Raw genomic sequence first — 26,663 nt, forward strand, 5'->3', positions numbered from 1 at the left:
TGGAGCCACCCCCCATGCGCAAGACAACACGGATAGCGGCGGCTCTCGCCGCCGTCGCTCTGGCCGCCGCCTGCGGCACGACCGAGAACAAGGGCGGCTCGTCGGGCTCCGGCAGCGACGGCGTCACCGACACCTCCATCAAGGTCGGCGGCGTCCTGGTGAAGACCAGCGCCACCGGCTACTCCACCGGCGGAGCCGAGCTCGGCGCCAAGGCGCGCTTCGAGCGGGCCAACGCCGAGGGCGGCGTCAACGGACGCAAGATCGACTTCGTCGGTGCCGAGGACGACAACATGGACCCGGCCAAGGGCACCACGGTCGCCACCAAGCTCGTGCAGAAGGACAAGGTCTTCGCGCTCGTGCCGGTGAGCTCCCCCCAGTTCGGCGGGGCCGCCTTCCTGGAGCAGCAGAACGTCCCGTGGTTCGGCTGGGCGACCGGCACCCAGTGGTGCGGCACCAAGACCGGCTTCGGCTACAACGGCTGCCTGGCGCCCAAGCCCGGAGCGGGCACCCAGACCTGGTGGGGCAACCAGGTCGCCGCCCAGATCGGCGGCGCGGACGGCAAGTCGGCCTTCATCCAGGGCACCGACTCCTCGGCCTCCAAGTACGGCGTCGGCACCATCGGCCAGTCGTTCAGCGCGGCCGGGTTCAAGCTCGCGGGCACCTCCGCCGCCATCCCGGCGACCGCTCCCCCGCAGGACTGGCTCCCCTACGTCAACAAGATCATGAAGGCGAACGACGGCAAGGCCCCCGACGTCGTGGTCTCGATCATGGCGGGCGCCAAGCTCAACGCCGGGCTGTTCGGCGCGCTGCGCAAGGCGGGCTACAAGGGCGCGATCTCCGACGCGACCAGCTACGACCCGAGCGTCCTCGCCGACCCGGCGATCAAGGCCGGGCTCGAGGGCGTCCTGACGGCTCCGCAGTTCGAGCCGTTCGAGTCCGACGCCAAGGAGGTCGTCCAGATGAAGGCCGACATCCAGAAGGTCGACCCGAGCGCCAAGCTGACCCAGCACGTCGCGATCGGCTACTGGACCGCGGACATCTTCCTGAAGGTCGCCGAGAAGGCCGGCAAGGACCTGACCCGCACCTCCTTCCTCACCGCCGCGAGCACCTTCACCTACGAGAACCCCGGCTTCGGCAAGATCGACTACCCGAAGGACAAGACCGAGCCCAACGGCTGCGGCGCGCTCGTCCAGCTCAAGGACGGTCAGTTCGTGGTCGCCCAGCACCTCAAGTGCACCGACAACGTGGCCCTGAAGCAGTAGCGGCCGCAGCAAGAGCGATCCCCTCCGCGCCGCCCGTCCTCTTCCTCCGGAGACGGGCGGCGCTTCCCGCTTCTGGAGAATGAGCCTTGACAGAACTCGCGGGCTACGTGCTGAGCGGGCTGGTGACCGGGGCGATCTTCGCGCTCCTCGGTTCCGGCCTGACCCTGTCCTACGCCGCCACCGGAGTGTTCAACTTCGCGCACGGGGCCATCGGCTTCGTCGCCGCCCTGCTGTACTTCGAGCTGACCAGCGGAGCGGGCTGGGCCGCCTGGCCGGCCGCTCTCGTGACCGTCGGCGTCTTCGCCCCGCTGCTGGGCTACGCGCTGCACCGCCTGATGTTCCGCGGCCTGGCGACCGCGGGCGAGACCCCGCAGATCGTCGCGACGATCGGCCTGACCATCGCCCTGCCCGCCCTCGGGCTGTGGCTGGTCGAGCTGTTCGACCTGCCCGCCGTCACCGAGGGCGCCTCGGCGCGGGGACTCGGGCCGCAGCCCGCCGGGACCTGGGAGCCGCTGGCGGGCGTCCGCATCGACTCCGACCAGCTCGTCGTCTTCGGCTTCGCCGTCGCCGCCGCCGCGGGGCTCTGGGTCGTCATGCGGCACACCCCGCTCGGCCTGCGGATGCGCGCGTGCGTCGACTCCCGCTCGCTGGCCACCTGGCGCGGCATCGACGCCGACGCCGCCTCCGCCCAGGCGTGGATGCTCAGCTCGGTGCTGGCCTCGCTCGCCGGCGTCCTGGCGGTGCCCGCGCTCGGCCTCGACCAGACCGCCTTCACGGTCCTGCTGTTCGCGGCCGCCGCCGCCTCGGTCTTCGGCCGGCTGCGCTCCATCCCCGTGACGTTCGCCGCCGGACTCGCGCTCGGCGTCGTCCAGAACCTGGTGGCCGGGTACGCCGACTTCGCCGAGGAGGTGACGGGCCTGCGCACGGCCGTCCCGGCGATCCTCCTGCTGGCCGGGCTGGTGTTCCTCAACCGGTCGCGCTCGCGGCTGGCCGGCTCCATCGCCGAGGACGCTCCCCCGCCCGACCACCTCGCCGACCTGCCGCGCTGGCGCCGGATCCTGCCCTGGACGGTCTCCGGTGCCGCCGGCCTCGTCTGGGTCCTGTTCTTCGCCGACGACTACTGGGCCGGGCTCGTCGCCTCGGGCCTCGTGCTGTCCCTGATCTTCTGCTCGTTCGTGGTCATGACCGGCATCGGCGGGATGGTCAACCTGGCCCAGGCCTCGTTCGCCGCCCTGGCCGCGCTCACCGCCGGGCTCGTGATCGGCGAGGGGCTGCCGTTCCCGCTGGCGGTCGTGGCCGGGATGCTCGCCGCGGTCGCCGCCGGGCTGGTCGTGGCGCTGCCCGCGCTGCGGCTGGGCGGCAAGGTGCTGGCGCTGGCGACGCTCGCGCTCGGCCTGCTCGCCGACCAGGTGCTGTTCCAGATCGACGCCTTCAGCAACGGCACGCTCGGCTGGAAGTTCCCCGCCATCGCGATCGGCTCGACCGACACCAACGACCCCCGGGTCCGGATCATCCTGCTGCTGGACCTGATCGCGATCGTCGCCCTGCTGATCCGCAACCTGGAACGATCCCCCTCGGGACGGGCGGTGCTGGCCGTGCGGTCGGCGCCGACGGCCGCCCAGGTCATCGGGGTGTCCGCGGTGCGCACCAAGCTGACGCTGTTCGCGGTCGCCTCGGCCATCGCCGGGCTCGGCGGAGTCCTGTACGCGACCTTCGCGGGCCAGATCTTCGCCAGTGACCTGCGGGTGAACCTGGGCTTCGTCTGGCTGGCCGTGATCGTCCTCCAGGGCGTACGGCGGGTCGGCGGCGCCGTCGTGGCCGGCCTGATCATGGGCCTGTCGCACGAGATCCTCTCGCACGTGACCAGCTCCGCCCATGTCGAGGCGGTCCTGTTCGGGCTCGGCGGCATGATCCTCGCCAAGCACCCCGACGGCGTCCTCGCCCAGTTCGCCGAGCAGCGTCACCGCCGCCGGCACCGGAAGGAACCTCCCGCGGGCGAGGCGGGTGACCTGCCCGTCGCGGCGGAGGAATCCGTCCTCGCCCTGCGGAACGTCACCGCGGGATACGGCGACGCGACCGTGCTGCGCGGGGTGAACCTCTCGGTGCGCTCGGGCGAGATCGTCGCGCTGCTCGGCGCGAACGGCGCGGGCAAGTCGACGGCCTGCGCGGTCTCGGTCGGCGCGGTCTCCCCCCTCTCCGGACGGGTCGTCCTCGACGGTGACGACATCACCGCGACCCCCTCGCACCGGCGCTCCCGTGAGGCGATCTTCCTGGCCCCCGAGGGACGCGGGATCTTCCCCGGCCTGACGGTCGAGGAGAACCTCACGACCTGGCTGCCCGGCGCCGCCGACCGGGCGGCCGTCTACGAGCGGTTCGAGCACCTGGCCGCCCGCAGGGATGTCGCGGCCGGTTCGCTGTCGGGCGGGGAGCAGCAGATCCTCGCCCTCGCCCCCGCCCTGATCCGGCCGCCGCGCGTCCTCATCGCCGACGAGCCGTCCCTCGGCCTGGCGCCGATGGTCGTCCAGCAGATCTTCGAGCTGTTCGGAGAGCTGCGCTCACGCGGCGTCGCCCTGCTGATCGTCGAGGAGAAGGCCAAGGAGGTCCTGGAGTACGCCGACACCGTCGCCTACATGGGCCAGGGCCGCATCACCTGGACGGGCCCCCGCTCGGAGGTCGACGCCGACCAGCTCACCGCCGCCTACCTCGGCATCGGAGGAACCGCATGAGCCTCTCAGTGCAGGACGTGAGCGTCCGCTTCGGCGGGGTGCACGCCCTGTCCGGCGTCTCCTTCGACGTCGCCACCGGCAGCACCGTCGGGGTGATCGGCCCGAACGGGGCGGGCAAGACCACCCTGTTCGACGTCATCACCGGGCTGCGCAAGCCGAACGGCGGCAGTGTCCGGATCGGCCCCGACGACGTCACGGCCGCCGGCGCGGTGAAGCGTTCCCGGGCGGGACTCGCCCGCACCTTCCAGCGTCCGCAGGTCTTCGGCCGGCTCACGGTCCTGGAGAACGTGCTGACCGCGCTCGAATGGCACGGCGGGGGCGGCGGCCTCGCCGCCGACCTGCTGGCGCTGCCGACCCGCCGCCGCCGGGAGCGCGCCCGCCGCGACCTCGCCCTGGAGGCGCTCGCCAGATGCGGCATCGCCGAGCTCGCCGCCCTCTACGCGGCCGAGCTGCCGATCGGCCGGCGCCGGCTGGTCGAGCTGGCCCGCGCCATCGTCGACGCCCCTTCGGTCCTGCTCCTGGACGAGCCCACCTCCGGCCTGGACGCCGCCCAGGCCGCGCTGTTCGCCGAGGTCCTGGCGGGGGTCGAGGCGACCGTCCTGCTCGTCGAGCACGACGTGAGCTTCGTGATGGACACCTGCGACCGCATCGTCGTCCTCGACCTCGGCAGGGTCATCGCCGAGGGCGAACCGGCCGAGGTCAGGGACGACCCCGCCGTCCGGGCCGCCTATCTGGGCTGACTAGAATCAAATTCTAGTTATCCGGGCGAGCAGGGAGAACGCGAATGTCGGGTGCCAGGGCGGCGATGGAGGGCGTGTTCGCGGGGGACCGCCGGGAGCTGAGCGAGCTCGAGATCGCGCCGCAGGCCGCGCTCGCCGACGAGGTGCGGGCCCTGATCGAGGCGGTGATCCACACCGAGGTCCCCGAGACGGAGCTGCGGGAGGCCGCCGCCGCGGTCGCGGCCCTCACCGAGCGGCTCAACACCGCCCGGCGCAACCGGCCTCCGGCGGCCAGGCTCGGCGTCAACGGGATGGTCAAGGCGCTCGGCTCGCCCGTCACCGGGGTGCTCAACGCGATCGCCCCGCCGATCGACGTCGTGACGCTGGAGGACGGCAGCGTCCACGCCGAGTTCACGCTCACCGACGTCTACGAGGGCCCGCCGACCTTCGTCCACGGCGGGGTCAGCGCGCTGATCCTCGACCATGTCCTCGGCGCCGCCGCCGCGGCCAACGGCACGCCCGGCATGACCGCGACCCTGGACCTGCGCTACCGCCGCCCGACCCCGCACGGCGTCCCGCTGGTCGTCACGGCCAGGACCGTCCGCAACGAGGGCCGCAAGACCTGGGCCGACGCGACGATCACCGGCCCCGACGGCCGGGTGACCATCGAGGCCACCGCGATGTTCATCTTCCCCGCCACCTGAGGCCCGGGAGAAGTTCCGAAGACCGTGTGACGTCCGTGCCCGGCCCGGCGCTAATATCCGGCGGCGGGTAACGGACCTATCGGGCGGAGGACCATGGTGACACGGCGGATCAGAAGAGCGGCCGTCGGCGGAGCGCTCGCGCTGACGCTGGCGGCGACCACCGGGTACGCCGTCGAGTCGGCGGGCGAGCACACCCACCTGGACCGGCTGCTGGTCGCCGCCCACTTCAAGGCCGCGCCGCGCCTGGCCGCCCTGAAGCTGGCCAGGACCCGGCTCACCGGCGGCGGCGCGACCTACGGCGTGGTCCGGCTGACCGCCAAGGCGCCCAAGGGCGGCGCGAGGGTCAGGCTCGCCGCCCGCAGCCGCGCCTACATCAGGGTGCCCGGCTTCGTGAAGGTCCCCGCGGGCCGCACGACCGCCCGCTTCCCGATCACCACCAAGAAGATCGGCAGGACCGGGACCGGGGTGGTCGCCGCCAAGTTCGGCGGCAGGCTGATCAAGCGCCCGCTGACCCTCACTCCGAAACTCGCCGCCGTCCACCTCGCGAAGGTGACCCTCGTGGTCGGGACGACCGTCGGCGGCGCGGGCGAGATCCTCGGCACCGCGACGCTCAACAAGCCCGCGCCCAAGGGCGGAGCCACGATCAAGCTGGCCTCCTCCGACGGGCACGCCACGTTCGTGCACCCGACGGCGTTCGTCCCCGCGGGCCTCACCACCGGCACCTTCGACATCGCGACGACGCCCACGGCCGCGCTCGTGACCGCCAGGATCGCGGCGGCCTACGGCGGGCAGATCCTCAAGAGGCCGCTGCGCGTCACCGCCGTGCCCGAGGGCCCGCCCCAGGTCTCCCACCTCAACGTGCACGCCGACTTCTGCGTCCCCGGCAGGCAGTACGAGGGCAACCTCGACATCAACCGGCCCGCCCCCGCCGGCGGTGTCAAGGTCACCCTCAAGAGCTCACGCCCCGACCTGATCCCGGCGCAGGAGCTCGTCATCCCGGCCGGCCAGGGCACGGTCCGCTACTACTTCACCCCGAACCAGGGCACCGCGACCGTCACCCTCTCGGCCGACCTCAACGGCACCCACGTCGCCTTCGCCCGCGACGTCCATCCCTAGGTCACAGGAAGGCCGTGTAGGCGTCCAGGGTCGCGAGGATCTCCTCGCGAGGGCCGCCGTTGACGCGCAGGACGACCTCCTCGACGCCCAGGGTGGCGTAGTACTCGAGCTTGGCGGCGTTCGGGAGGGTGCCGAAGGGGACGATGCGGGCCGTCGAGGGGTCGCGGCCCGCGGCCTCGTAGGCGGCGGCGAGCTTCGGGAGGGTCTCGCGCATGCCCGCGCCGCCGACCGGCATCCAGCCGTCGCCGAACTCGGCGATCGCCGCGAGCAGTCTCGGGCCGCCCACCCCGCCGAGCAGCACCGGCACCGACGCCTTGGGCCAGGACCAGCTCGGCTCGAAACCGACGTGCTCGCCCTTGAAGGAGGCGACCTCGTCGGTCCACAGGGCGCGCATCGCGAGGACGTTCTCGCGCACCAGATCGCGCCGCAGGCTCCACCGCACCCCGTGGTCGGCGGCCTCCTCCACGTTCCAGCCGTAGCCGATCCCCAGCACGAACCGGCCGCCGGACAGGTGCTGGAGCGAGGCGATCGCCTTGGCCGTGACGAGCGGCTCCCGCTGGGCGATCAGCGCGACCCCGGTGCCCAGCGTGATCGTGGACGTCACCGCGGCGGCGGCGGCCAGCGCCACGAACGGGTCGAGGGCGCGGGCGTAGGACTCCGGCAGCGTCTCGTCGCCGTTCACCCCGCGCAGCATCCCCGGCTCCGCCCCCGACGCCTCGTGCGTCGCGGGCGCGGGAGTGGCCCGCGAGACCGGGATGTGGGTGTGCTCGGGCAGGTAGAGCGAGGCGAATCCGCGCTCCTCCGCCGCGACGGCCAGTTCGTGCGCGGCCATGGTCCGGTCCGTGGCGAACATCGTGATCCCCAGGCGCATGTGTGCTGCCTCACCTTCCGGCGGTCGACTCGACCAAGCGATTGCTCGGTTTCACTATATTGATGTAGCGTGCGCTTGTTCGCGAAACCGAGAGGAGGATGACGCCGGATGCCCCACGCCGACCTGGGTGAAGTCGACCTGTTCTTCACCGACGACGGTCCCCGGGACGCCCCCGTGCTCCTGCTGGTCCACGGCATGGGAGCCGACTCCCACGACTGGATCTGGCACATCCCCGCGCTGGCCGGGAAGTTCCGCGTGGTCGCGCCCGACCTGCGCGGCCACGGCTACTCCTCCGTCCCCGCGACCGGCAACGTCCCGCGCGCGATGGCCGCCGACCTCGTCCGCCTCCTCGACCATCTCGCGATCCCCGTCGTCAGCGCCGTCGGCCACTCCCTCGGCGGCCAGGTCGTGAGCATCATGGCGATCGAGCACCCCGAGCGGGTCGACGCGGTCGTCGTCGTCGATCCCGGCTACGCGCTGCGCGAGGACATCGGCGCGTTCATGCCGAAGATGGCCGAGGCGCTCAACGGCCCCGACGGCCACAAGACCGCGCTCGCCATGGACTCCACGCTCTACACCCCGGCGACGCCGCCGCACATCCCGCAGTGGCACGTCCGCAAGCTTCTGGGGACCCCGATCCACGTGCTCGCCCAGTGCTTCGGCGCCCTGTTCGTCGACGAGGGCCAGTTCGGCGTGCGCCCCCAGTCCGAGGCGTACCTGTCCCGCCGCACCCAGCCCGTCCTGGCCTTCTGGGCCGACGCCGGCAACGCGGAGTGGGAGCGGGAGGTCCTCAAGGCCGAAGTCCACGTCTTCCCCGGCAACGGCCACCGGTTGCACGAGGAACGCCCCGCAGAGTTCGTCCACGTCCTATCGACCTGGCTTGGCCGTGTCCTTTCCCGAAAGGTTCTCCCGTGAAGTTTTCGATCTTCCTCAACCCGCAGATCCCCGGTTCCGGATGGGCCGCCGAGGAGAACGCGGTCGCCAAGCGGCCCATCGGGCGCGACGTGGAGTCGTACCAGAACCTGCTGGACGAGATCCGGGAGATCGCCGTCCTCGCCGACCAGACCGGCTTCGACGCGCTGATGATGACCGAGCACCACTTCCACTCGGAGGGCTTCGAGTTCTCGGTCAACCCCCTGATGTTCCTGACGGACCTGGCGGCCCGCACCGAGCGCATCCTGCTCGCCCCGCTCGGCATCGTGCTCCCCGCCTGGGACCCGATCCGCGCCGCCGAGGACGTCGCCCTCCTGGACCACTTCTCCAAGGGCCGGCTGCGCCTGGGCGTGGCCCGCGGCTACCAGAACCGCTGGATGCAGGTGCTGGGCCAGCGCTGGAACGCCGTCGCGGCCCGTTCGGACGGCTCGGCCACCGACAACCGCAACTTCGACGTCTTCGGCGAGATCCTGAAGATCATGAAGCTGGCGTGGTCGGAGGACCTGCTCCGCTACAAGTCGGACGTCCTGGACTACCAGGTCCCCAACCCCTTCGAGGGCATCGAGGGCTGGCCGGCGCAGGAGTGGACCAAGAAGTTCGGCGCCCCCGGCGAGATCGACGAGAACGGCGTCATCCAGGGCATCTCGGTCTGCCCGAAGCCCTACCAGTACCCGCACCCGGAGCTGTGGCAGCCGTTCACCGTCTCCGACCGCTCGGTCATCCGCGCCGCGCAGGAGGGCATCCTCCCCTGGATGTTCACCCCGAACCCCGACGACCACGCCGCCAAGGCCAAGCTCTACCAGGACGAGTGCGCCAAGCTCGGCAAGATCTACAAGCTCGGTGAGCACACCGGCATCCTGAAGATCGTCGGCATGGCCGACACCAAGGAGCAGGCCATCGAGACGTTCGGCAAGGGCATGCAGAAGGACTTCGCCTCCTTCTTCGGCCCGTTCGGCTACCTGGAGGTCCTCCGCAAGAAGGAGGACGACAAGTTCAAGCCGATCAGCGCCGAGAAGGGCGACTTCAAGCGCATGAACGAAGTCGAGATGGCCCTGCTGGGCACTCCCGACGACGTCAAGCGCGGCATCCAGCGGATGCTCGACCGGATGCCCGACCTGGAGTGGTTCGGCCTGTTCATGCAGGGTCAGCAGGGCGTGCTGCCGCTCGACACCGTCAAGCGCAACCTCGAGATGTTCGCCGAGCACATCATCCCCGAGTTCCAGGACTAGACGTGGAGTTCTGGCTCGGTGCCGCCTTCGTCGACGCGCAGGACTACCTGCCGCTGGCGAAGGCGGCGGAGCGCCTGGGCTTCGACACCATGGCGATCTCCGATCACATCTTCTACGCCGACTACGAGGCGCACTACCCCTACAGCGAGACGGGCGCGCCGCCCTACCAGCCGGACACGCACTGGCCCGACGTCTTCGTGACGATCGGCGCGCTGTCGGCCGTCACGGAGCGGCTCACCTTCGCGCCGAACGTCTTCATCCCGGTCGCGAGGGACTTCTTCACGGTCGCCAAGCAGGTCTCGACCGCGGCGTTCTTCTCCGGCGGCCGGGTGCGCTTCGGCGTGGGCGTCGGCTGGTGCAAGGACGAGTTCCTCCAGACCGGCCAGGACTTCCACACCCGCGGGAAACGCCTCGACGAGATGATCCCCGCGTTGCGGAAGGTCTGGGCGGGCGGGCTGGTCGAGCACCACGGGACGTTCTTCGACTTCGGGCCGCTCAGCATCGCGCCCGTGCCGCCCGAGCCCGTCCCGGTCTACATCGGCGGCGACTCCGACATCGCGCTGAAGCGCGCGGCCAGGATCGGCGACGGCTGGATCGGCAACCGCGTCTACCGCGAGCCGGAACTCGAAGAACTCCTGCTCAAGCTCGAGGGGCACCTCAAGGACAACGGCCGCACCCTGGCCGACTTCAAGGTCGTCGCCCCCATCGGCAGGCGACCGTCCGCCGAGCTCTACCGCAAATGGCACGAGCGCGGCGTCACCGGCACCATGGCCGCCCCCTGGTGGTTCCCCACCGAGCAGGAGAAGGCCGAGCACGGCGAGAACACCACCGCCCTCAAGATCGCCACGATGGAACGCTTCGCGAGCGAGATCATCGACCGGATGTGACCAGGGTCCTTTTCAAACTCTAAGCTGGCAGGCGTGCTGCCAGTCGTCAAAGCCACGCGCTACGTCACCCCCCTGCGCGAGGGGGGTTCGCTGCCCGGGTTGGTGGAAGCCGCCGACCTGGGCATCTACGTGGCCAAGTTCACCGGTGCGGGGCAGGGCCGCAAGGCTCTGATCGCCGACATCATCGCGGCCGAGCTCGCCCGGCGCCTCGGGTTCCGGGTACCGCGGCTCGTCCTGCTCGACTTCGACCCGGTCATGGCCAGGCACGAGGCCGACGAGGAGGTCCAGGACCTGCTCGACGCCTCCCCCGGCTGGAACCTGGGCGTCGACTTCCTGCCCGGGGCCCTCAACTACGACCCCCTCGCCTGGACGCCCGACGCCGAGTTCGCCTCCGGCGTCCTGTGGTTCGACGCTTTCATCGGCAACGTGGACCGGAGCTGGCGCAACCCCAACATGCTGGTCTGGCACGGGGAGGTCTGGCTGATCGACCACGGCGCGTCCCTGTACTTCCACCACGCCTGGAAGAGCGCCGACAAGCTGGTCTCGCGCGAGTACGACGTCGACGACCACGTCTTCAAGCCCTACGCCAAGGACGTGCGCGGCGCGGAGTCCCTCCTCCTGCCGAAGATCACCGACGCGGTGCTGCACGAGGTCCTCGGCGAGATCCCCGACCTCTGGATGACCGACGAGCCGGGATTCGACTCCCCCGAAGCGGTCCGCGCGGCCTACTTCACCCAGCTCAAGGCCCGTCTCGCGATCCCGAGGACGTGGCTGCCATGACCGCGGGCGAGCACGTGATCTACGAGTACGCGGTGATCCGGGTCATCCCCGACCTCGAACGCGGCGAGTGCCTCAACGTCGGGCTGGTCCTGTACTGCCAGAAGCGCGACTTCCTGGAGTTCCGACCCGGCGTGGACGAGCAAAGGCTCAAGGCGCTCAGCCCGTCGCTGGACCTCGAGGGCGTCCGTCGGGCGCTCAGCGGCATCGAGGCCCACATCAAGGGCGACGACCACGCGGGCGGCGACTCCCTCGGCCGGCGTTTCCGCTGGCTCACGGCACCGCGCAGCACGATCGTCCAGCCGGGGCCCGTCCATCCCGGACTGACCGACGATCCCGCGGGCACCTCCGAACGGCTGTTCGCTCGCCTGGTTGGATAGCCGGCCTTCCATTCTGTACAGCGGTTCCACGGGTACCGCACCGGCTAGCGTGAGGGCATGAGCGCCACACCCTTCTGGCTGGCCGGGCGGCCCGCGACCGGTGACGACGAGATCACCGTGACCCACCCCTACGACGGGCGCCTCGTCGGCACCGCGGCGGTGCCCACCGAGGCGCAGGCCGAGGAGGCCGTGGCGAAGGCCCACGCCGTCCGCAAGGAGGCCGCGGCGCTGCCGCTGCACGTCAGGGCCGAGGCCCTCGCGCACGTGTCGCGACGGCTGGCCGAGCGCCAGGAGGAGATCGCCCGGCTGATCACCGGGGAGAACGGCAAGCCGCTGTTCTGGGCGCGCGGCGAGGTCGGCCGCGCGATCAGCGTCTTCCGGTTCGCCGCCGAGGAGGCCCGGCGCTGGTCCGGCGCCGCCCAGCGGCTCGACACCGACCCGGGCGGTGTGGGCCGCCTGGCCTACACCGCGCGCGTGCCGCACGGCCCGGTGCTGGCGATCACGCCGTTCAACTTCCCGCTGAACCTGACCGCCCACAAGGTGGCCCCCGCGATCGCCGTCGGCGCCCCCGTCGTGGTCAAGCCGGCGCCCGCCACCCCGCTGTCGGCGCTGGTCCTGGGCGAACTGCTGGCCGAGACCGGGCTGCCCGAGGGCATGTTCTCGGTCCTGCCCGTCCCGAACGAGCGCGCCGCGGCCCTCGTCCAGGACGAGCGGCTGCCGATCGTCTCCTTCACCGGCTCCGGGCCGGTCGGCTGGTCGATCCAGCAGGCCGCCCCGCGCAAGCACGTCGTGCTGGAGCTCGGCGGCAACGCCGCGGCCGTGGTCTGCGAGGACGCCGACCTCGACTGGGCCGCCCGGCGCACCGCGCTGTTCTCCAACTACCAGGCGGGCCAGTCCTGCATCGCCGTCCAGCGCGTGTACGCCGTCGGCGACGCCTACGACCGGCTCCTGCCGAAGATCGTCGACGCGGTCGGAAATCTCGTGGTCGGCGACCCGTGGGACGACAAGACCCAGGTCGGGCCGCTCATCAGCGAGGACGCCGCCAAGCGCGTCGAGGCCTGGGTGGAGTCCTCGGGCGGCACCGTCGAGACCGGCGGCGCCCGCGACGGCGCGACCTACGCCCCGACCGTGCTGACGGGCGTCCGCGCCGACGCCGAGGTCTCCTGCGAGGAGGTCTTCGGCCCCGTCATGATCGTCGAGCGGGCGGCCTCGGTCGACGACGCCTTCGCCAAGGTCAACTCCTCGCGGTACGGCCTCCAGGCCGGGGTGTTCACCCGCAGCCTCGACATCGCCTTCAAGGCGCAGCGCGAACTCGAGGTGGGCGGCGTGATCATCGGCGACGTCCCGTCCTACCGCGCCGACCAGATGCCCTACGGCGGCGTCAAGGACTCCGGCGTCGGCCGCGAGGGCGTCGCGAGCACGATGGCCGACTACACCTACGAGAAGGTCATGGTCCTGACCGGGCTCGATCTCTAGCCCTTCTGCGCCTGCTCGTACAGGCGGCGGATCGCCGCGCCGAAGTAGGGGCCGTACATCGTGACGTCGTCGTCGGCGTACTTGAAGCTGCTGACCGAGGTGATGAGGCCCGTGCCGGTGGACAGGTCGAAGGTCGACAGCCACGGTCCGCCGCTCGACCCCTGCGTCATGTCGCAGTGCAGGCCCTCGGCGTCGGTGACCCCGTGCGGGTCGCCGGCCGGGCGGCCGCTGCAGTAGGCCAGCCGCTCCCCGTCGTAGCGGCCGCCGGCCGGGTAGCCGAACCCGAACACCCGGCGGCCGCGGGGCCGCTCGAACCCGATCGGATTGGCCCCGACGACGTCCGCGACGTGCTTGCCGTCGGTCGGCGCGACGGCCACCATCGCCACGTCGTAGTCGTCGTCCCCCGACTTCGACCACTGGTCGGCCACGAACATGCGGCGCGCGGTGTACCCGCCGTCGGCCCCGCCGCCGTCCCGGTATCCGGGCACGAAGATCCAGTTCTCGGCCCAGGCGCCCCGGCCGTTCTTGGCGCAGTGCCCGGCGGTCACGACCAGGTCCCTGCTGGCGCTGCGGACGGTCGCGGCCGAGCACAGGAAGTCCTTGCCGTTCATGGTGAAGAACACCTTGCCCACGGTCTTGCGCACCGCGCCGCGCGAGGGCCACAGCTCCCCCGAGCTGTGCGTGGACGGCGCCGAGCGCTCCTGCGGGAACAGGCCCGCGACCAGCGGAGAGCGCCGCCGGTGGAGCCGGACGGGCCGGGTGACGGCCTTGTCCATCCGGTCGAGCGTCCAGTACCTCAGCACCTGGCGCGTGCTGGTCACCCGGAACTCCCGGGTGACGACGCGCGCGGGCACCGCGTCGGTGATCGTGAACGTCACGAAGGGCACGACCGGCGCCAGCCCCAGCAGCGCGGTCGCGACACGCGTCAACCAGGTGTCCGTTCCCATGAGAACAGCAGTGTGCAGCACGCGAAGTGAGCACACGACTACTTTTGGTGAACTTGCATGGGCATGACGTCGCACAGGAAGAATGTGATTGTGAGAGACGTGGTGGTACTCGGCTCGACCGGGTCGATCGGTACGCAGGCCCTCGATGTGATCGCCGAGAACCCGGACGCGTTCCGGGTGGTGGCGCTCGCCGCGGGCGGAGGCCGGGTCGACCTGCTGGCCGAGCAGGCGCTGACCTTCCAGCCGGAGGTGGTGGCCGTCGCCAAGGCCACCGCGGCCCAGGACCTCCAGCTCGCCTTCTACGCCGAGGCGCAGAAGCGCGGGTACTCCCGGGGCGACCACCGCATCCCCAAGATCCTCGCCGGTCCCGAGGCGGTCGCGGCCGTCGCCGCCCACCCCTGCGACGTGGTCCTGAACGGCGTGACGGGCGCGCTCGGCCTCGCCTCGACGCTCGCGGCCCTGGAAGCGGGCAGGACGCTCGCGCTGGCCAACAAGGAGTCGCTGATCATCGGTGGCCCGCTGGTCAAGGCCAAGGCCAAGCCGGGGCAGATCGTCCCGGTCGACTCCGAGCACTCCGCCCTGGCCCAGTGCCTGGCCGGCGGCACCGCGGCCGAGGTGCGCAGGCTCGTCGTGACGGCCAGCGGCGGCCCGTTCCGCGGCCGGTCCCGCGCCGAACTCGCCTCCGTCACCCGCGAGGACGCCCTCAACCACCCGACCTGGGACATGGGCCCGGTCATCACGGTGAATTCCGCCACCCTCGTCAACAAGGGGCTGGAGGTCATCGAGGCGCACCTGCTGTTCGACGTGCCCTTCGAGAAGATCACCGTGATGGTCCACCCGCAGTCGGTGATCCATTCGATGGTCGAGTTCACCGACGGCTCCACCCTCGCCCAGGCCAGCCCGCCGGACATGCGGCTGCCGATCGCCCTCGGCCTCACCTGGCCCGAACGCCTGGAGCGCGCCTCCTACGGCGTGGACTGGACCAGGGCCCACACCTGGGAGCTGTTCCCGCTCGACGAGGAGGCCTTCCCCGCCGTCGCGCTCGCCAAGCAGGTCGGAGCGGCCGGCGGCACCGCCCCCGCGGTCTACAACGCGGCCAACGAGGAGTGCGTCGACGCTTTCCTCGCGGGGACACTTCCCTTTCTCGGCATCGTCGACACCGTCGCGGACATTGTGGGAGAACACACCCCGAATGCAACGCCGACACTGGAGGATGTGCTGGCCGCGGACGCGTGGGCGCGCGAAAGCACCCGCGCGAGACTGACACAATAAGGAACATGAGCGTCGAACTCGGTCTGCCGAAGATCCGCCCCGCGACACCCACGGTCTCCCCGCGCCGCAAGTCCCGTCAGATCATGGTCGGGTCCGTCCCGGTCGGCGGTGACGCGCCCGTCTCCGTGCAGTCGATGACGACCACGCTCACCTCCGACGTCAACGCCACGCTCCAGCAGATCGCCGAGCTGGCCACCTCGGGCTGCCAGATCGTGCGCGTCGCCTGCCCCTCGCAGGACGACGCCGACGCGCTGGCCGCCATCGCGAAGAAGTCCCCGATCCCGGTCATCGCCGACATCCACTTCCAGCCGAAGTACGTGTTCGCCGCGATCGACGCGGGCTGCGCGGCCGTCCGGGTCAACCCCGGCAACATCAGGAAGTTCGACGACAAGGTCGGCGAGATCGCCAGGGCCGCGAAGGGCGCGGGCGTCCCCATCCGGATCGGCGTCAACGCCGGCTCGCTGGACGCCCGCCTGCTGGAGAAGTACGGCAAGGCCACGCCCGAGGCGCTGGTCGAGTCCGCGCTGTGGGAGTGCTCGCTGTTCGAGGAGCACGACTTCCAGGACATCAAGATCTCGGTCAAGCACAACGACCCCGTCGTGATGATCGAGGCCTACCGGCAGCTCGCCGCCAAGTGCGACTACCCGCTGCACCTGGGCGTCACCGAGGCCGGTCCCGCCTTCCAGGGCACGATCAAGTCGGCCGTCGCGTTCGGGGCGCTGCTGTCGCAGGGCATCGGCGACACCATCCGGGTCTCCCTGTCGGCCCCGCCGGTCGAGGAGATCAAGGTCGGCAACCAGATCCTGGAGTCGCTCGGGCTGCGCGAGCGAGGTCTCGAGATCGTCTCCTGCCCGTCCTGCGGGCGGGCCCAGGTCGACGTCTACACCCTCGCCGAGCGCGTCACCGCCGGCCTCCAGGGCTTCCCCGTCCCGCTGCGGGTCGCGGTCATGGGCTGCGTCGTGAACGGCCCCGGCGAGGCCCGCGAGGCCGACCTCGGCGTCGCCTCCGGCAACGGCAAGGGCCAGATCTTCGTCAAGGGCCAGGTCGTCAAGACCGTCCCCGAGGACCAGATCGTCGAGACCCTCATCGAAGAGGCCCTCAAGATCGCCGAAGCGATGGGCATCGAGGTCGACCTGGACGACGACTCCGGCCCCGGCGCGCAGGTCACCACCTCCTGACGTCCCACCTTCGATCGTTCCCACGCAGTAGAACAGCGGCTGTGTGGAAACGATCACTTGCGGTCAGCGCGACCGCGTCCCTGGTGGCCGCGGCGCTGGCGGCGCCCGCCGCCGCGCGGGCCGGAACCATCGAATGGAAGCCCTGCGCGACGATGCAGGCCTCCGGGCGGCAGATCCTCTGCGGGCTGCTCGAGGTGCCGCTGGACTACGGGGACCCCGGCGGCCGGAAGATCCGCATCGCGGTCAGCCGGCTCGTGCACACCGACGACGCCGGCTACCAGGGCGTCATCCTGGTCAACCCGGGCGGGCCCGGCGGATCGGGCCTGTCGACCGCCGCCGGCACCTCGGCCTCCCTGCCGCCGCGGGTGGCCGCCCGCTATGACTGGATCGGCTTCGACCCGCGCGGCGTGGGTTCCAGCCTTCCCCAGGTGACCTGCGATCCCGGCTACATGTACCCGGCGGACGCTCCGCGCCCGGACTACGTGCCCGAGGACACCGCCGCCGAGCAGGCCTGGCTGGCCCGCGCGAAGGCCTTCGCCGACGACTGCGCGACCAGGCACGGAGACCTGCTGCCGCATCTGAGCACCGAGAACAGCGCCCGCGACATGGAGTCGATCCGCGAGGCGCTGAACGTCGAGAAGATCAGCTACTACGGCTACTCCTACGGCACCTACCTCGGCGCGGTCTACACGACCCTGTTCCCGGACCGGGTGGGGCGGATGGTCCTCGACGGCGTGGTCAAGCCGTCGGACGTCTGGTACGAGGCCAACCTCGAGCAGAACAAGGCCTTCGAGAAGCGCTTCGACGCCTTCTTCGCCTGGGTGGCCCGGCACGACGCCCGCTTCCGCCTCGGCGACACCCCCCGGCGCGTCCAGCTCGCCTACTACGGGATGCGCGCGGCGCTGAAGACCGGCCCCGTCGGCCGGATCGGCCCGTCCGAGTTCGACGACTCGGTCCTGAAGGCCGGATACGGCTCCTGGAGCTGGGCCAAGATCGCGGAGAGGCTGTCCGCCTGGCACTCCGGGCACGACCTGGACGCCCTGAGGGCGCTGGTCGGGCCGCCGTCGGCGACCGGCCCGAACGAGTACACGATGTACCTGGCCGTCGAGTGCCGCGACGCCGCCTGGCCCACCGACTGGGACACCTGGCGCTACGACGCCCTGAAGCAGTACCGCGGCGGCTACCGGTACAACGTGTGGGCCAACACCTGGTTCAACGCTCCCTGCATGTTCTGGCCGGCCCCCGGCGGCGCTCCTCCGCGCGTCGGCGGCACGTCCACCGCGATGCTGCTGACGGCCGCCACCGACGACGCCGCGACCCCCTACCCCGGCGCGGTCGAGACGCACCGGCTGTTCGGCCGGTCGCGGCTGGCCGTCGAGCAGGGCGGCGGCAACCACGCCGACTCGACCGCCAACCCCTGCATGCGGGCCCTGATCGCGGCCTACCTGGACGAGGGCGATCTGCCGCCGGACACCGACGGTCCCGACGCCGTCTGCGCGAGCAGCCCCGACCCCGCGCCCTGAGGAGAGCGGCGGCCCCGGGAGTTTTGGTGCTGCCTTGAGCCGTGGCGCGCCCTCCGGGGCGCGCCGCACCGGGATGATCGGCCGATGCGACTCGCCCTGGCCGCCGCCCTCCTCGCCTCCCTGTTCCCGGCCCCGGCCCGCGCCGCGGCCCCCGCGGCGCCCTCCCCCTGGACGGCCTGCGGCGGCGAGCTCGCCGGCCAGCAGTGCAGGAACGTGAGCGTGCCCCTCGACCACGCCCGGCCCGGCGGACCGCGGATCACCCTCGCGGTCTCCCGCGTCCCGCACGCTCCCGGCGGCCGCTACCAGGGCGTCCTGCTGGTCAACCCGGGCGGTCCCGGCGGTTCGGGCCGCAGGTTCGCCTTCGACGTGGCCGCGGCCCTCTCCCCCGACCTGCGCCAGGCCTACGACGTGATCGGGTTCGATCCGCGGGGCGTCGGCGCCAGCCGTCCGGCCCTGCGCTGCATGCCCCGTCACCTCGCCGCCGGGAGGCCGCCCTACGACCAGGCGAGCGGGCGGTGGCTGAAGCGCTCCCGCGCCTACGCCGGCGCCTGCGCCCGCAGGCACGGTGCGCTGCTCGCGCACATGACCACCCTCGACTCCGCCCGCGACCTGGACCGGATCCGGGCCGCCCTCGGCGTTCAGCGGATCAACTACTACGGCGGCTCCTACGGCACCTACCTGGGCGCCGTCTACGCCACGAAGTACCCCCGGCGGGTCCGCCGGATGATCCTGGACAGCAACGTGCGGCCCTCGCGCGTCTGGTACCGGGCCAACCTCGACCAGGACACCGCCTTCCAGCGGAACGTGACCGCCTTCCTGGCCTGGACGGCCGGCCACCACCGGGTCTACCGCCTGGGCAGGACCCGCAAGGCCGTCGAGCGCAGGTTCTACGCCACCCGCCGCGCCCTGGACGCCCACCCGCTGCGCGCCTTCGCCGGGAACGAGTTCACCGACCTCATGCAGGTCGGGGGGTACGCGACCGCCTGGTGGCCGACTCTGGCCGAGGTGTGGTCGGCGTGGAGCCGTGACGGCGACGCCTCCGGCATGCTCGGCGCCCACCGCTTCATCGCCGCCAAGGACGACAACGAGTACGCCGTCTACAACGCCGTCGGCTGCACCGACGCCCGCTGGCCGCGCCGCTGGGCCCGGTGGAAGCGCGACTCCGTCAAGATCAACCGCCGGGCTCCGTTCACCACCTGGCAGAACACCTGGTTCAACGCGCCCTGCCTTTTCTGGCCCGTGCCTGCGCGGAAGCCCGTCCGGATCACCGCCCGCACGAAGATCCTCCTGCTCCAGGCGACCGGCGACGCGGCCACCCCCTACGCGGGCGGGCTCGAGATGCACCGGCTGCTGCGCGGCTCGCGGCTGGTCGTCGAGGACGGCGGCAGGACCCATGTGATCGGCCTCAGCGGCAACTCCTGTGTCGACGCCAGGGTCAGGACCTACCTCCGCACGGGCGCCCTGCCCCGCAAGGGGATCACGCGCTGCGGGCACCTGCCCGCGCCGAAGCCGTCGCGCTCGTCATAGGCTAAGAGGTACCTTTTCTGGGCGGCGGAGGGCCGGGGGTTCGATGGCGGGCGGGGACTGATGCGGATACTGGGGTCGCTCCCGGTGCGGGTCCTCGACGACCGCCACCGCGACGAGGTCCTCGCGATCCTCGACTCCGACCCGGTCGGGAACGTGTTCGTGAGCTCGCGGGTCCACCAGGCCGGGCTCGACCCGGGCCGGCTCGGCGCGCAGATGTGGGGCTTCTGGCGGGAGGGGCGGCTGGAGTCGCTCTGCTACTCCGGGGCCAATCTGATCCCGATCAACGCCGGTCCCGAGGCCGTCCGGGCCTTCGGGGACCGTGCCAGGACCCAGGGCAGGCGGTGCAGCTCGATCGTCGGGCCGCTGCCGGCCGTCCGGGAGATGTGGGACCTGCTGGAGCCGTTCTGGGGGCCGCCGCGGGCGATCCGCGAGGTCCAGCCCGTCATGGCGACCTCGGAGCCCTCCGCGTTCCCGACCGATCCCTATGTCCGCCGGGTGCGGATGGACGACTTCGACATCCTGTACCCCGCGTGCGTGGCGATGTTCACCGAGGAGGTCGGCGTCTCCCCCAACGCGGGCGACGGCGGCGTCCTGTACCGGGCGCGGGTCGCCGAGCTGATCCGCGCCGGACGCTCCTTCGCCCGGATCGAGGGCGGCCGGGTCCTGTTCAAGGCCGAGATCGGCGCGGTCACGCCCTACGCCTGCCAGGTGCAGGGCGTCTGGGTGCATCCGGAGTCGCGGGGCAGGGGCCTGTCGGAGTTCGGCATGGCCTCGGTGGTCGAGGAGTCGCTCCGCTCGGTCGCCCCGACCGTGTCGCTGTACGTCAACGACTTCAACACCCGGGCGCGCGCCGCCTACCACCGCGTCGGCTTCGTCGAGGTCGACACCTTCACGAGCGTGCTCTTCTAGGGTCTGTTTCGAAGTCGGCGCCCGTGGCGAGCGGCGTCCAGGTGCGTGCCTCGGGGGTGCGGAGGAGGGAGTCGGCCTGGTGTGGCCGGCGACTGACGACAAGCCCCCGAGGTGCGTGCCTGGACGTCGCGTAGTAGGGCAGGTGGCTTTGAAACAGGCCCTAGGCCACTCCCGAGAGTTCCCGGACAGGGGAAGACCCCCGGGCCCTCGCGGTGCCGGGGGTCTTCGCCGTCGGGGGCTACTTCAGCAGAAGGTCGCCGGGGGTGGTGCCCTGGGTGCGGGCGGTCGCGGCCGGGGCGACGGCGGGCTCGCCGAGGCTCGGGACGTGGGTGGTGCGCTTCTTGGGCAGCTTGCCGGTCAGCATGAAGGCCTCGAAGGCCGCGTCGATCGGGGCGTTGCCGCGCTGGACGATGCCGTGGGTCAGGCCGCCGTCCTCGATGATCAGCTTGGCGTTGAGCTGCTTCTGCAGCTGCGGGCCGCCGGCGAACGGGGTGGCGGCGTCGAGCGTGGCCTGGAAGAGCAGGATCTTCGGCAGGCCGCGCTTGGCCGTGATCTTGACGGGGCGTCCGGCCTTGGCGGGCCAGTACAGGCACGGGGCGTTGTACCAGGCGTTGTTCCAGGTCTCGAACGGGTACTTCTTGGCGAGCCTGGTGTTGTCGGCCTGCCACTTCTTCCAGCTCGTGGGCCACTGCACGTCGGTGCACTGGGTGCCGGTGTAGACCGGGTAGCCGTCCTCGGAGGAGGCGCCGTAGGTCAGGAAGGTCGTGGCGATGCCGGTGTCGTCGCCCTTGCTGCGGGCGGCGAGGGCGCGGGCCAGGTCCGTCCAGCGGATGCTGGAGGCGCGGTAGCCGGCGCCGAGCCAGGTGTCGTCGAGCTCGTCCGGGCCGACCTTGACCTGCTCGCCGTCGATCTTGACGTCGACCGGCTTGGTGATCAGCTCGGTGCGGGTCTTGTAGTACAGGTCCTTGACGGCCTTCTGGGACGTGCCCAGGTGGAAGTCGGCGTCGTGCTTGGCGATCCAGCCCCACAGGATGTTGAGGTTGCGGTCGAACGCCTTGTCCTGCTCGAGGTTGGCGTCGTACCAGACGCCGCGCGGGTCGACGTTGCTGTCGAGGGTGAACCGGCCGACCTTGCGCGGGAAGAGGCTCGCGTAGACCGCGCCGAGGTAGGTGCCGTAGGAGGCGCCGTAGAAGTCGAGCTTCCGGTCACCGAGGCGGCCGCGGATGGCGTCCATGTCGTGGACGTTGTCGACGGTCTTGATGTGGTTGAGCAGCTTGCCGTACTTCTTGCCGCAGGCCTTCGCGTAGGCCTTGCTCTTGGAGAGCCAGAACCGGATGTCGGCCTTGGTCTTGGGGTTGTAGTCCGGGCGGACCGGGTCGAAGTAGTGGGAGTCGCAGCTCAGCGCCCCGCTGCCGCCGGTGCCGCGGGGGTCGAAGCCGACGATGTCGTACTTCGCCATGAGCTTGGCCGAGGCGCGTCCGGCGACCGCGATCGCGAAGTCGGTGCCGGTGCCACCTGGGCCGCCGGGGTTGACCAGCATGTGGCGGGCCTTGCCCTTGCCGGTGTGCTTGAGGCGGGACAGCGCGAGCGTCAGCTTCTTGCCCCGCGGGTGCCGGAAGTCGACCGGGACCTTGATGGTCGCGCACTGGAGGGTGACCTTGGCGAGCGTCGGGAACGCGGCCTTGTAGTCGGGCAGGCCGGTACCGGCCGCACACGCGTGCCACTTGATCGAAGCCGGTTTTGACTGTGCCTGGGCGGCGGCGGGCGACAGGGCGGTGAGGCCCAGCCCAGCGACGGCCGTCAGGACAACGAGTTTCTTCACTTGCTCCCCTTGGGTCCGGAATAAAGCGGACATCAGGCGAAGATTGTCTTGCGACGGTCACGCGAACGAAAGATTTCGAACACTACGGACACTCAACCGTGACGGATCTTTACAAATCTCATCCGGCGCTGAGCGACAGCGCGATCCAGAGCTCGGCGCGGGTGGCGGGGGCGTCCAGGTCACGGTCCAGGAGCTCCGCGACGCGCTTCATCCGGTGCCTCAGGGTGTGCCGGTGGACGCCCAGCGCGCGGGCGGCCGGATCGCCGAGACCATTGGCCTCGAGATAAGCCCGCAGTGAGGAACGCAGGGTGGGATCCAGAGGTTCCAGCAGCCGCTCCGCGAGGTCGGCCGCCGCCGGCTGGTCGAGAAGCGCCAGGAGCCCCTGGGCCGGGAGCTCGTCGTGCCGGCGGACCCCGCCGGAGCGCCGGGCCGCCGCGTACGCGCGTCCGGCCTCCTCCAGTGACCTGGCGACGTCCGTGAGCAGGGCGGGATCGCCCACCCCCGCCGGGCCCAGCGGGGCGGCGAGGGCGATCACCCGCTCGGCGACGGCCTCGGGGGCGATGATCACGCAGCCGGAGTCCGTGGGCAGGGCGAGGCAGCGGTCTCCCGCCGGGTCGGCCTCCAGGGCCTCCAGCGCCGCCGCCGCGCACCTGATCACCCGGACGGGCTGCTCGGGCAGGCGCGGCTCCTCCCCCACCAGCACCGCCGCCAGCGCCGCCCGCAGTTCCCGTTCGCCGCGCGGCGCCTCGGTCAGCAGGGTCAGCAGCGACACCGCCGCGCCGACGATCGTGTGGGCGACCGGCCTGAGCTGCTCGGGCGTCCCGACGGCCAGATAGCCGCGCGGCCGCTTCCCGAGGCCGACCGGCTGCACCACGACCGGCCCCGGCAGCGCGAGGCTGGCGGCGCTGGCCAGCCGGGGCAGCTCGGAGACGATCTCCCCGGCGCGGGAGCGGGCCGCCGCGGGGGCGGCCGTGCGGACCTCGCCCGCGGTGTCCAGCAGCAGCGCCCAGCCGCGCAGCTCCCTGGCCAGCCGGGACACGACCGCCTCCGGCCCGCGCAGCGCGGCCCTGGTGAGCTCCCGCTGCGCCTGGAAGGCCCGGGTGACGTCCTCGTACTGCTCGGCGGCCAGCATCCGGGAGACGGCCTTGCCGATCGCCACGAACGGGGTGGGCCTGGGCACCTCCAGCAGCGGCAGCCCGTGCGCGGCGGCCGCCGCGACCAGCCCCTCGGGAACCCGCTCGTGGCCGAGCCCGATCCCGAACCCCAGCCCGGCGACCTTCCGCCCGACCAGGCGCTCCACGTACAGCCCCGGGTCCTCCAGCCGCATGCCCGTGGTCAGGACCAGTTCCCCGCCCTCCAGGAAGGGGGTCGGATCGGCCAGCTCGCTGACGGCCACCCAGCGGACCGGGACGTCCAGCGGGGCCGGGGTCAGCGCCCGCAGCGCGAGCTGGGGAAGGGCCGCCACCGAGGCCAGGAAGGGAGCCATCCAGAGTGTCCTATCGGGGCGGAGTCATTTGTACGGGGTGGACCCCTCCACAGTATGCGGGCCCCGCCTATCGTCAGGAGCATGAGCAGCGGAAAAGGCGGGCCCGGCCTGCCCCAGGAGCGCAAGGTCGTCACCGAGATCCCCGGACCGAGGTCCCGGGAGATCCAGGAGCGCAGGCTGAAGGCCGTCCCGCCCGGCGTGGGATCGGTCCTGCCGGTCTACACGGTCGCGGCCGGCGGCGGCGTGGTCGTCGACGTCGACGGCAACAGCCTGATCGACTTCGGGTCCGGCATCGCCGTGACCAACGTGGGCAACGCCCATCCCGAGGTCGTCCGGCGGGTCCAGGACCAGGTGGCGGCGTTCACCCACACCTGCTTCATGGTCACCCCGTACGAGGCGTACGTGGAGGTCGCCGAGCGGCTGAACCACCTCACGCCCGGTGACCACGAGAAGCGCACGATCCTGGTGAACTCCGGTGCCGAGGCCGTCGAGAACGCCGTCAAGATCGCGCGTTACGCGACCAGGCGCCCGGCCGTCGTGGTGTTCGACCACGGCTACCACGGCCGCACGCTCCTCACGATGACCCTGACGGCCAAGAACATGCCGTACAAGGAGGGCTTCGGCCCGTACGCCCCCGAGGTGTACCGGATGCCGATGGCCTACCCGTTCCGCTCCGAGCTCGACGGCCCCGCCACCGCCGCCCAGGCCATCGACCAGATCACCAAGCAGATCGGCGCGCACAACGTCGCCGCCGTGGTCGTCGAGCCGATCCTCGGCGAGGGCGGTTTCATCGAGCCCTCCCCCGGCTTCCTGCCCGCCATCGCGGAGTTCGCCAAGGCCAACGGCATCCTGTTCGTCGCCGACGAGATCCAGACGGGCTTCGGCCGGACCGGCCGGCTGTTCGCCTGCGAGCACGAGGGCATCGTCCCCGACCTGATCACCACCGCGAAGGGCATCGCGGGCGGCCTGCCGCTGGCGGCCGTCACGGGCCGGGCCGACCTCATGGACTCCGTTCACGGCGGCGGCCTCGGCGGCACCTACGGCGGCAACCCGATCGCCTGCGAGGCGGCGCTGGCCGTCCTCGACGCCCTGGACGCCGAGAAGATCGTCGAGCGGGCCCGGCAGATCGGTGACATCATGCTGCCGCGCCTGCGGCGGATGGCCGAGAAGCACCCGGAGATCGGCGACGTCCGCGGCCGGGGCGCGATGATCGCGATCGAGCTCGTGAAGCCCGGCACCACCGAGCCCGACCCCGCCAGGACCGCCGAGCTGGCCAAGGCCTGCCACGCCCAGGGCCTGCTGGTCCTGACCGCCGGCACCTACGGCAACGTCCTGCGCTTCCTGCCGCCGCTCGTCATCCCCGAGCACCTGCTCAACGAGGGTCTCGACCTCCTCGAGAACGCCTTCGGGGGCTGACGCGCCGGGGTTTTGCCGATGCTTGGGCGACGGCAGACCCCGTCCACAATCTCCGGGACGTAGAAAGGAGGAGAACCGCGACACGGTCCTCTTGACCGAGAGCGTTGTTCCGGGGGTGAGAGAACCTCACAGGATAAGACGGGGCCCTGAGCTTTCGGGGGGTTAGTTCAGGGCCCCGTCTCCCACAAAAGGGATGCGAGCGGCGATGTTCGCCCTGCGCGTCCGGAAGCGGGTCTGACTGGGGGCGGTCGGACCCGCTTCTCATTTCCCGACGACGGTCGTCCAGGCCGTCTGCCACTCCGTCCAGCCGGCGCACTTACCGCCGTCCCCACAGTCCACCATCGGCGGGGTGACGAAGTTCAGGCGCTCCAGATAGCCCCGGTCGCCGACCCGGTGGGCGGCGCAGAAGCCCGCCCGCAGCAGGCCGCACGCCTCCTCGTTCACGGGCGCGACCCCCGCCCAGGACGCCACCTGCGCCTGGACGTCGGCGGTGAGGGTCCAGTCGAGCCACTGGTACATGCAGTTGGGGTGGGCGGGCTGGGCGGCGACCGTCCAGGAGTCCAGCCAGGCGGTCTCGCCCTCCTTGGGCGAGGCGGCGGTCAGCGGGCGGCCCGCCCGGGTCAGGGTGTCGACCTCGTAGGCCGAGCCCTGGCCGACCACGGCGTCCTTGGCGGTGAAGACCTCGATCGCGGTCGACGGCTCCCGCCACAGCTCCCTGACGTTCGGCCGCTGCTTGCGCAGGAGCTCGGCGGCGGCCTCGAGCTGGACGGCCGTCAGCTCGAACGGATTCTTGATCTTGAGCGACCGCTTGCGGGCCTTCAGGTAGAGGGCGGCGTCGCCGAGCGTCAGCGGGGAGTCCCGCCAGAGGATCTCGCCCTTGTAGTCCTTGCTCTCGGCCGGGTCGAAGACCGCGCCCCACGAGCCGGGCGCGGAGGTGCGGGCCGGGTCGTAGGCGAGCAGGTTCGCCCCCCACACGTACGGGACGCCGAAGGTCGCGTCGTCCTTCTTCACCAGGCCCCGGAAACGGGCGTCCAGGCCCTTGAATCCGGAGACGAGCCGGGTGTTGATCGCGGCGATCCGCTTCTCGGCGAACAGGCGCCCGGCGAACTCCGGGGGCACGAGCCCGCCGTCGTAGCCGCCCCTGGCCATCAGGTCGTAGGCCTCCTGGCCGCTGCCGGCGAGCCGGACGGTGGCCTGGCAGCCGGTCTTCTCCTCGAACGGCTTCACCCAGTCGATGGACTGGTCGATCCCGCCGCCCTCGACCAGCCCGGACGGGGCGACCAGGCTGACGGCGCCCTCACCGGCTCCGGCGGTGCGGACCGGGTCGACCTTGGGGACCGGAGCGGGGTCGTCACTGCATCCGGCGAGGAGCGTCAGGGCCAGCGAGGCGGCCGCAGCGGCCCTGAGAAAAGTCATAGACCGGCAGGATATCGAGAACGACCCCGGAAGAGCGGCGGGGTTGCCAGGGCGAAGGCATTCTCACACGGAGGGTGCTGGAGGGTG

The 26,663-nt window shown here is 71.6% G+C and carries 22 protein-coding genes; 17 read left to right on the top strand and 5 right to left on the bottom strand.

The genetic code is table 11. From position 1 onward, the window contains the following. Positions 1-14 precede the first annotated feature (14 nt). The 5 genes from ABD785_RS03340 to ABD785_RS03360 all read left to right on the top strand — a co-directional run bounded on the left by ABD785_RS03340 (position 15) and on the right by ABD785_RS03360 (position 6,527). The gene (locus ABD785_RS03340) at positions 15-1,262 is read left to right on the top strand and encodes an ABC transporter substrate-binding protein (protein ID WP_344821962.1); all 1,248 of its coding nucleotides are present in this window, start codon (positions 15-17) and stop codon (positions 1,260-1,262) included. Positions 1,263-1,348: 86 nt separating this feature from the next. Then, positions 1,349-3,988: an ABC transporter permease subunit gene (locus tag ABD785_RS03345; protein ID WP_344821964.1), complete on the top strand. Its 2,640-nt coding sequence runs from the start codon at positions 1,349-1,351 to the stop codon at positions 3,986-3,988. Beyond that, on the top strand, positions 3,985-4,728 hold the full coding sequence (locus ABD785_RS03350) for an ABC transporter ATP-binding protein (RefSeq protein WP_344821966.1): 744 nt from the start codon (positions 3,985-3,987) through the stop codon (positions 4,726-4,728). The genes ABD785_RS03345 and ABD785_RS03350 overlap by 4 nt, the downstream gene beginning before the upstream one ends. A gap of 44 nt (positions 4,729-4,772) precedes the next feature. Continuing rightward, positions 4,773-5,411 (top strand): PaaI family thioesterase, encoded by a 639-nt coding sequence (locus tag ABD785_RS03355; protein ID WP_344821968.1) that lies wholly within the window; start codon positions 4,773-4,775, stop codon positions 5,409-5,411. A gap of 93 nt (positions 5,412-5,504) precedes the next feature. Then, positions 5,505-6,527: a hypothetical protein gene (locus tag ABD785_RS03360; RefSeq protein ID WP_344821970.1), complete on the top strand. Its 1,023-nt coding sequence runs from the start codon at positions 5,505-5,507 to the stop codon at positions 6,525-6,527. A 1-nt stretch (position 6,528) separates the two neighbouring features. Here the strand turns inward: ABD785_RS03360 and ABD785_RS03365 are convergent, their stop codons facing one another. Further along, positions 6,529-7,398 carry a TIGR03619 family F420-dependent LLM class oxidoreductase gene (locus ABD785_RS03365; protein ID WP_344821972.1) on the bottom strand — a complete coding sequence of 290 codons (870 nt, stop codon included), beginning with the start codon at positions 7,396-7,398 and terminating at the stop codon, positions 6,529-6,531. A 108-nt stretch (positions 7,399-7,506) separates the two neighbouring features. On the opposite strand from ABD785_RS03365, the gene ABD785_RS03370 reads away from it, so the two are divergent. From ABD785_RS03370 to ABD785_RS03395, 6 genes are read left to right on the top strand one after another with little or no spacing between them, the layout of a single operon-like run. Next, positions 7,507-8,313, top strand: coding sequence for an alpha/beta fold hydrolase (locus ABD785_RS03370; protein WP_344821974.1), 807 nt, complete (start codon positions 7,507-7,509; stop codon positions 8,311-8,313). Continuing rightward, a complete protein-coding gene (locus ABD785_RS03375; RefSeq protein WP_344821976.1) occupies positions 8,310-9,560 on the top strand; it encodes an LLM class flavin-dependent oxidoreductase in 1,251 nt (416 codons plus the stop codon). The genes ABD785_RS03370 and ABD785_RS03375 overlap by 4 nt, the downstream gene beginning before the upstream one ends. Positions 9,561-9,562: 2 nt before the next feature. Further along, a complete protein-coding gene (locus tag ABD785_RS03380; protein WP_344821978.1) occupies positions 9,563-10,447 on the top strand; it encodes a TIGR03619 family F420-dependent LLM class oxidoreductase in 885 nt (294 codons plus the stop codon). A 33-nt stretch (positions 10,448-10,480) separates the two neighbouring features. Continuing rightward, the gene (locus ABD785_RS03385; RefSeq protein ID WP_344821980.1) at positions 10,481-11,227 is read left to right on the top strand and encodes a HipA family kinase; all 747 of its coding nucleotides are present in this window, start codon (positions 10,481-10,483) and stop codon (positions 11,225-11,227) included. Further along, positions 11,224-11,604, top strand: coding sequence for a DUF3037 domain-containing protein (locus tag ABD785_RS03390; RefSeq protein ID WP_344822876.1), 381 nt, complete (start codon positions 11,224-11,226; stop codon positions 11,602-11,604). The genes ABD785_RS03385 and ABD785_RS03390 overlap by 4 nt, the downstream gene beginning before the upstream one ends. Positions 11,605-11,661: 57 nt before the next feature. Then, positions 11,662-13,080, top strand: coding sequence for an aldehyde dehydrogenase family protein (locus ABD785_RS03395; protein ID WP_344821982.1), 1,419 nt, complete (start codon positions 11,662-11,664; stop codon positions 13,078-13,080). Here the strand turns inward: ABD785_RS03395 and ABD785_RS03400 are convergent. Continuing rightward, entirely contained in the window at positions 13,077-14,009 is a 933-nt protein-coding gene (locus ABD785_RS03400) for a trypsin-like serine peptidase (RefSeq protein ID WP_344821984.1), read from the bottom strand. The two genes, ABD785_RS03395 and ABD785_RS03400, sit on opposite strands and share 4 nt — an antisense overlap. A gap of 75 nt (positions 14,010-14,084) precedes the next feature. Here ABD785_RS03400 and dxr point away from each other — a divergent pair, with 75 nt between their 5' ends. The 5 genes from dxr (at position 14,085) to ABD785_RS03425 (ending at position 20,436) form a co-directional block, all read left to right on the top strand. Then, on the top strand, positions 14,085-15,299 hold the full coding sequence (gene dxr, locus ABD785_RS03405) for a 1-deoxy-D-xylulose-5-phosphate reductoisomerase (protein ID WP_425547723.1): 1,215 nt from the start codon (positions 14,085-14,087) through the stop codon (positions 15,297-15,299). A 5-nt stretch (positions 15,300-15,304) separates the two neighbouring features. Continuing rightward, the gene (gene ispG, locus ABD785_RS03410; protein ID WP_344821988.1) at positions 15,305-16,477 is read left to right on the top strand and encodes a flavodoxin-dependent (E)-4-hydroxy-3-methylbut-2-enyl-diphosphate synthase; all 1,173 of its coding nucleotides are present in this window, start codon (positions 15,305-15,307) and stop codon (positions 16,475-16,477) included. A gap of 41 nt (positions 16,478-16,518) precedes the next feature. After that, positions 16,519-18,000, top strand: coding sequence for an alpha/beta hydrolase (locus tag ABD785_RS03415; protein WP_344821990.1), 1,482 nt, complete (start codon positions 16,519-16,521; stop codon positions 17,998-18,000). Positions 18,001-18,084: 84 nt separating this feature from the next. Then, positions 18,085-19,527: an alpha/beta hydrolase gene (locus tag ABD785_RS03420; protein WP_344821992.1), complete on the top strand. Its 1,443-nt coding sequence runs from the start codon at positions 18,085-18,087 to the stop codon at positions 19,525-19,527. Between the two features lie 66 nt (positions 19,528-19,593). Next, positions 19,594-20,436 carry a GNAT family N-acetyltransferase gene (locus tag ABD785_RS03425; protein WP_344822878.1) on the top strand — a complete coding sequence of 281 codons (843 nt, stop codon included), beginning with the start codon at positions 19,594-19,596 and terminating at the stop codon, positions 20,434-20,436. A 238-nt stretch (positions 20,437-20,674) separates the two neighbouring features. On the opposite strand, the gene ABD785_RS03430 is transcribed toward ABD785_RS03425, so the two are convergent. Further along, entirely contained in the window at positions 20,675-22,258 is a 1,584-nt protein-coding gene (locus ABD785_RS03430; protein ID WP_344821994.1) for an alpha/beta hydrolase, read from the bottom strand. Positions 22,259-22,376: 118 nt separating this feature from the next. Next, positions 22,377-23,744, bottom strand: coding sequence for a PucR family transcriptional regulator (locus ABD785_RS03435; protein WP_344821996.1), 1,368 nt, complete (start codon positions 23,742-23,744; stop codon positions 22,377-22,379). 81 nt (positions 23,745-23,825) lie between these two features. Between ABD785_RS03435 and gabT the strand changes: the two genes are divergently transcribed. After that, positions 23,826-25,160: a 4-aminobutyrate--2-oxoglutarate transaminase gene (gene gabT / locus ABD785_RS03440; protein ID WP_344821998.1), complete on the top strand. Its 1,335-nt coding sequence runs from the start codon at positions 23,826-23,828 to the stop codon at positions 25,158-25,160. A gap of 261 nt (positions 25,161-25,421) precedes the next feature. Here the strand turns inward: gabT and ABD785_RS03445 are convergent, their stop codons facing one another. Continuing rightward, entirely contained in the window at positions 25,422-26,576 is a 1,155-nt protein-coding gene (locus tag ABD785_RS03445) for an extracellular solute-binding protein (RefSeq protein ID WP_344822000.1), read from the bottom strand. Positions 26,577-26,663: the final 87 nt, after the last annotated feature.

The organism is Actinocorallia longicatena, from assembly GCF_039534125.1.
Lineage (GTDB): Bacteria > Actinomycetota > Actinomycetes > Streptosporangiales > Streptosporangiaceae > Actinocorallia > Actinocorallia longicatena.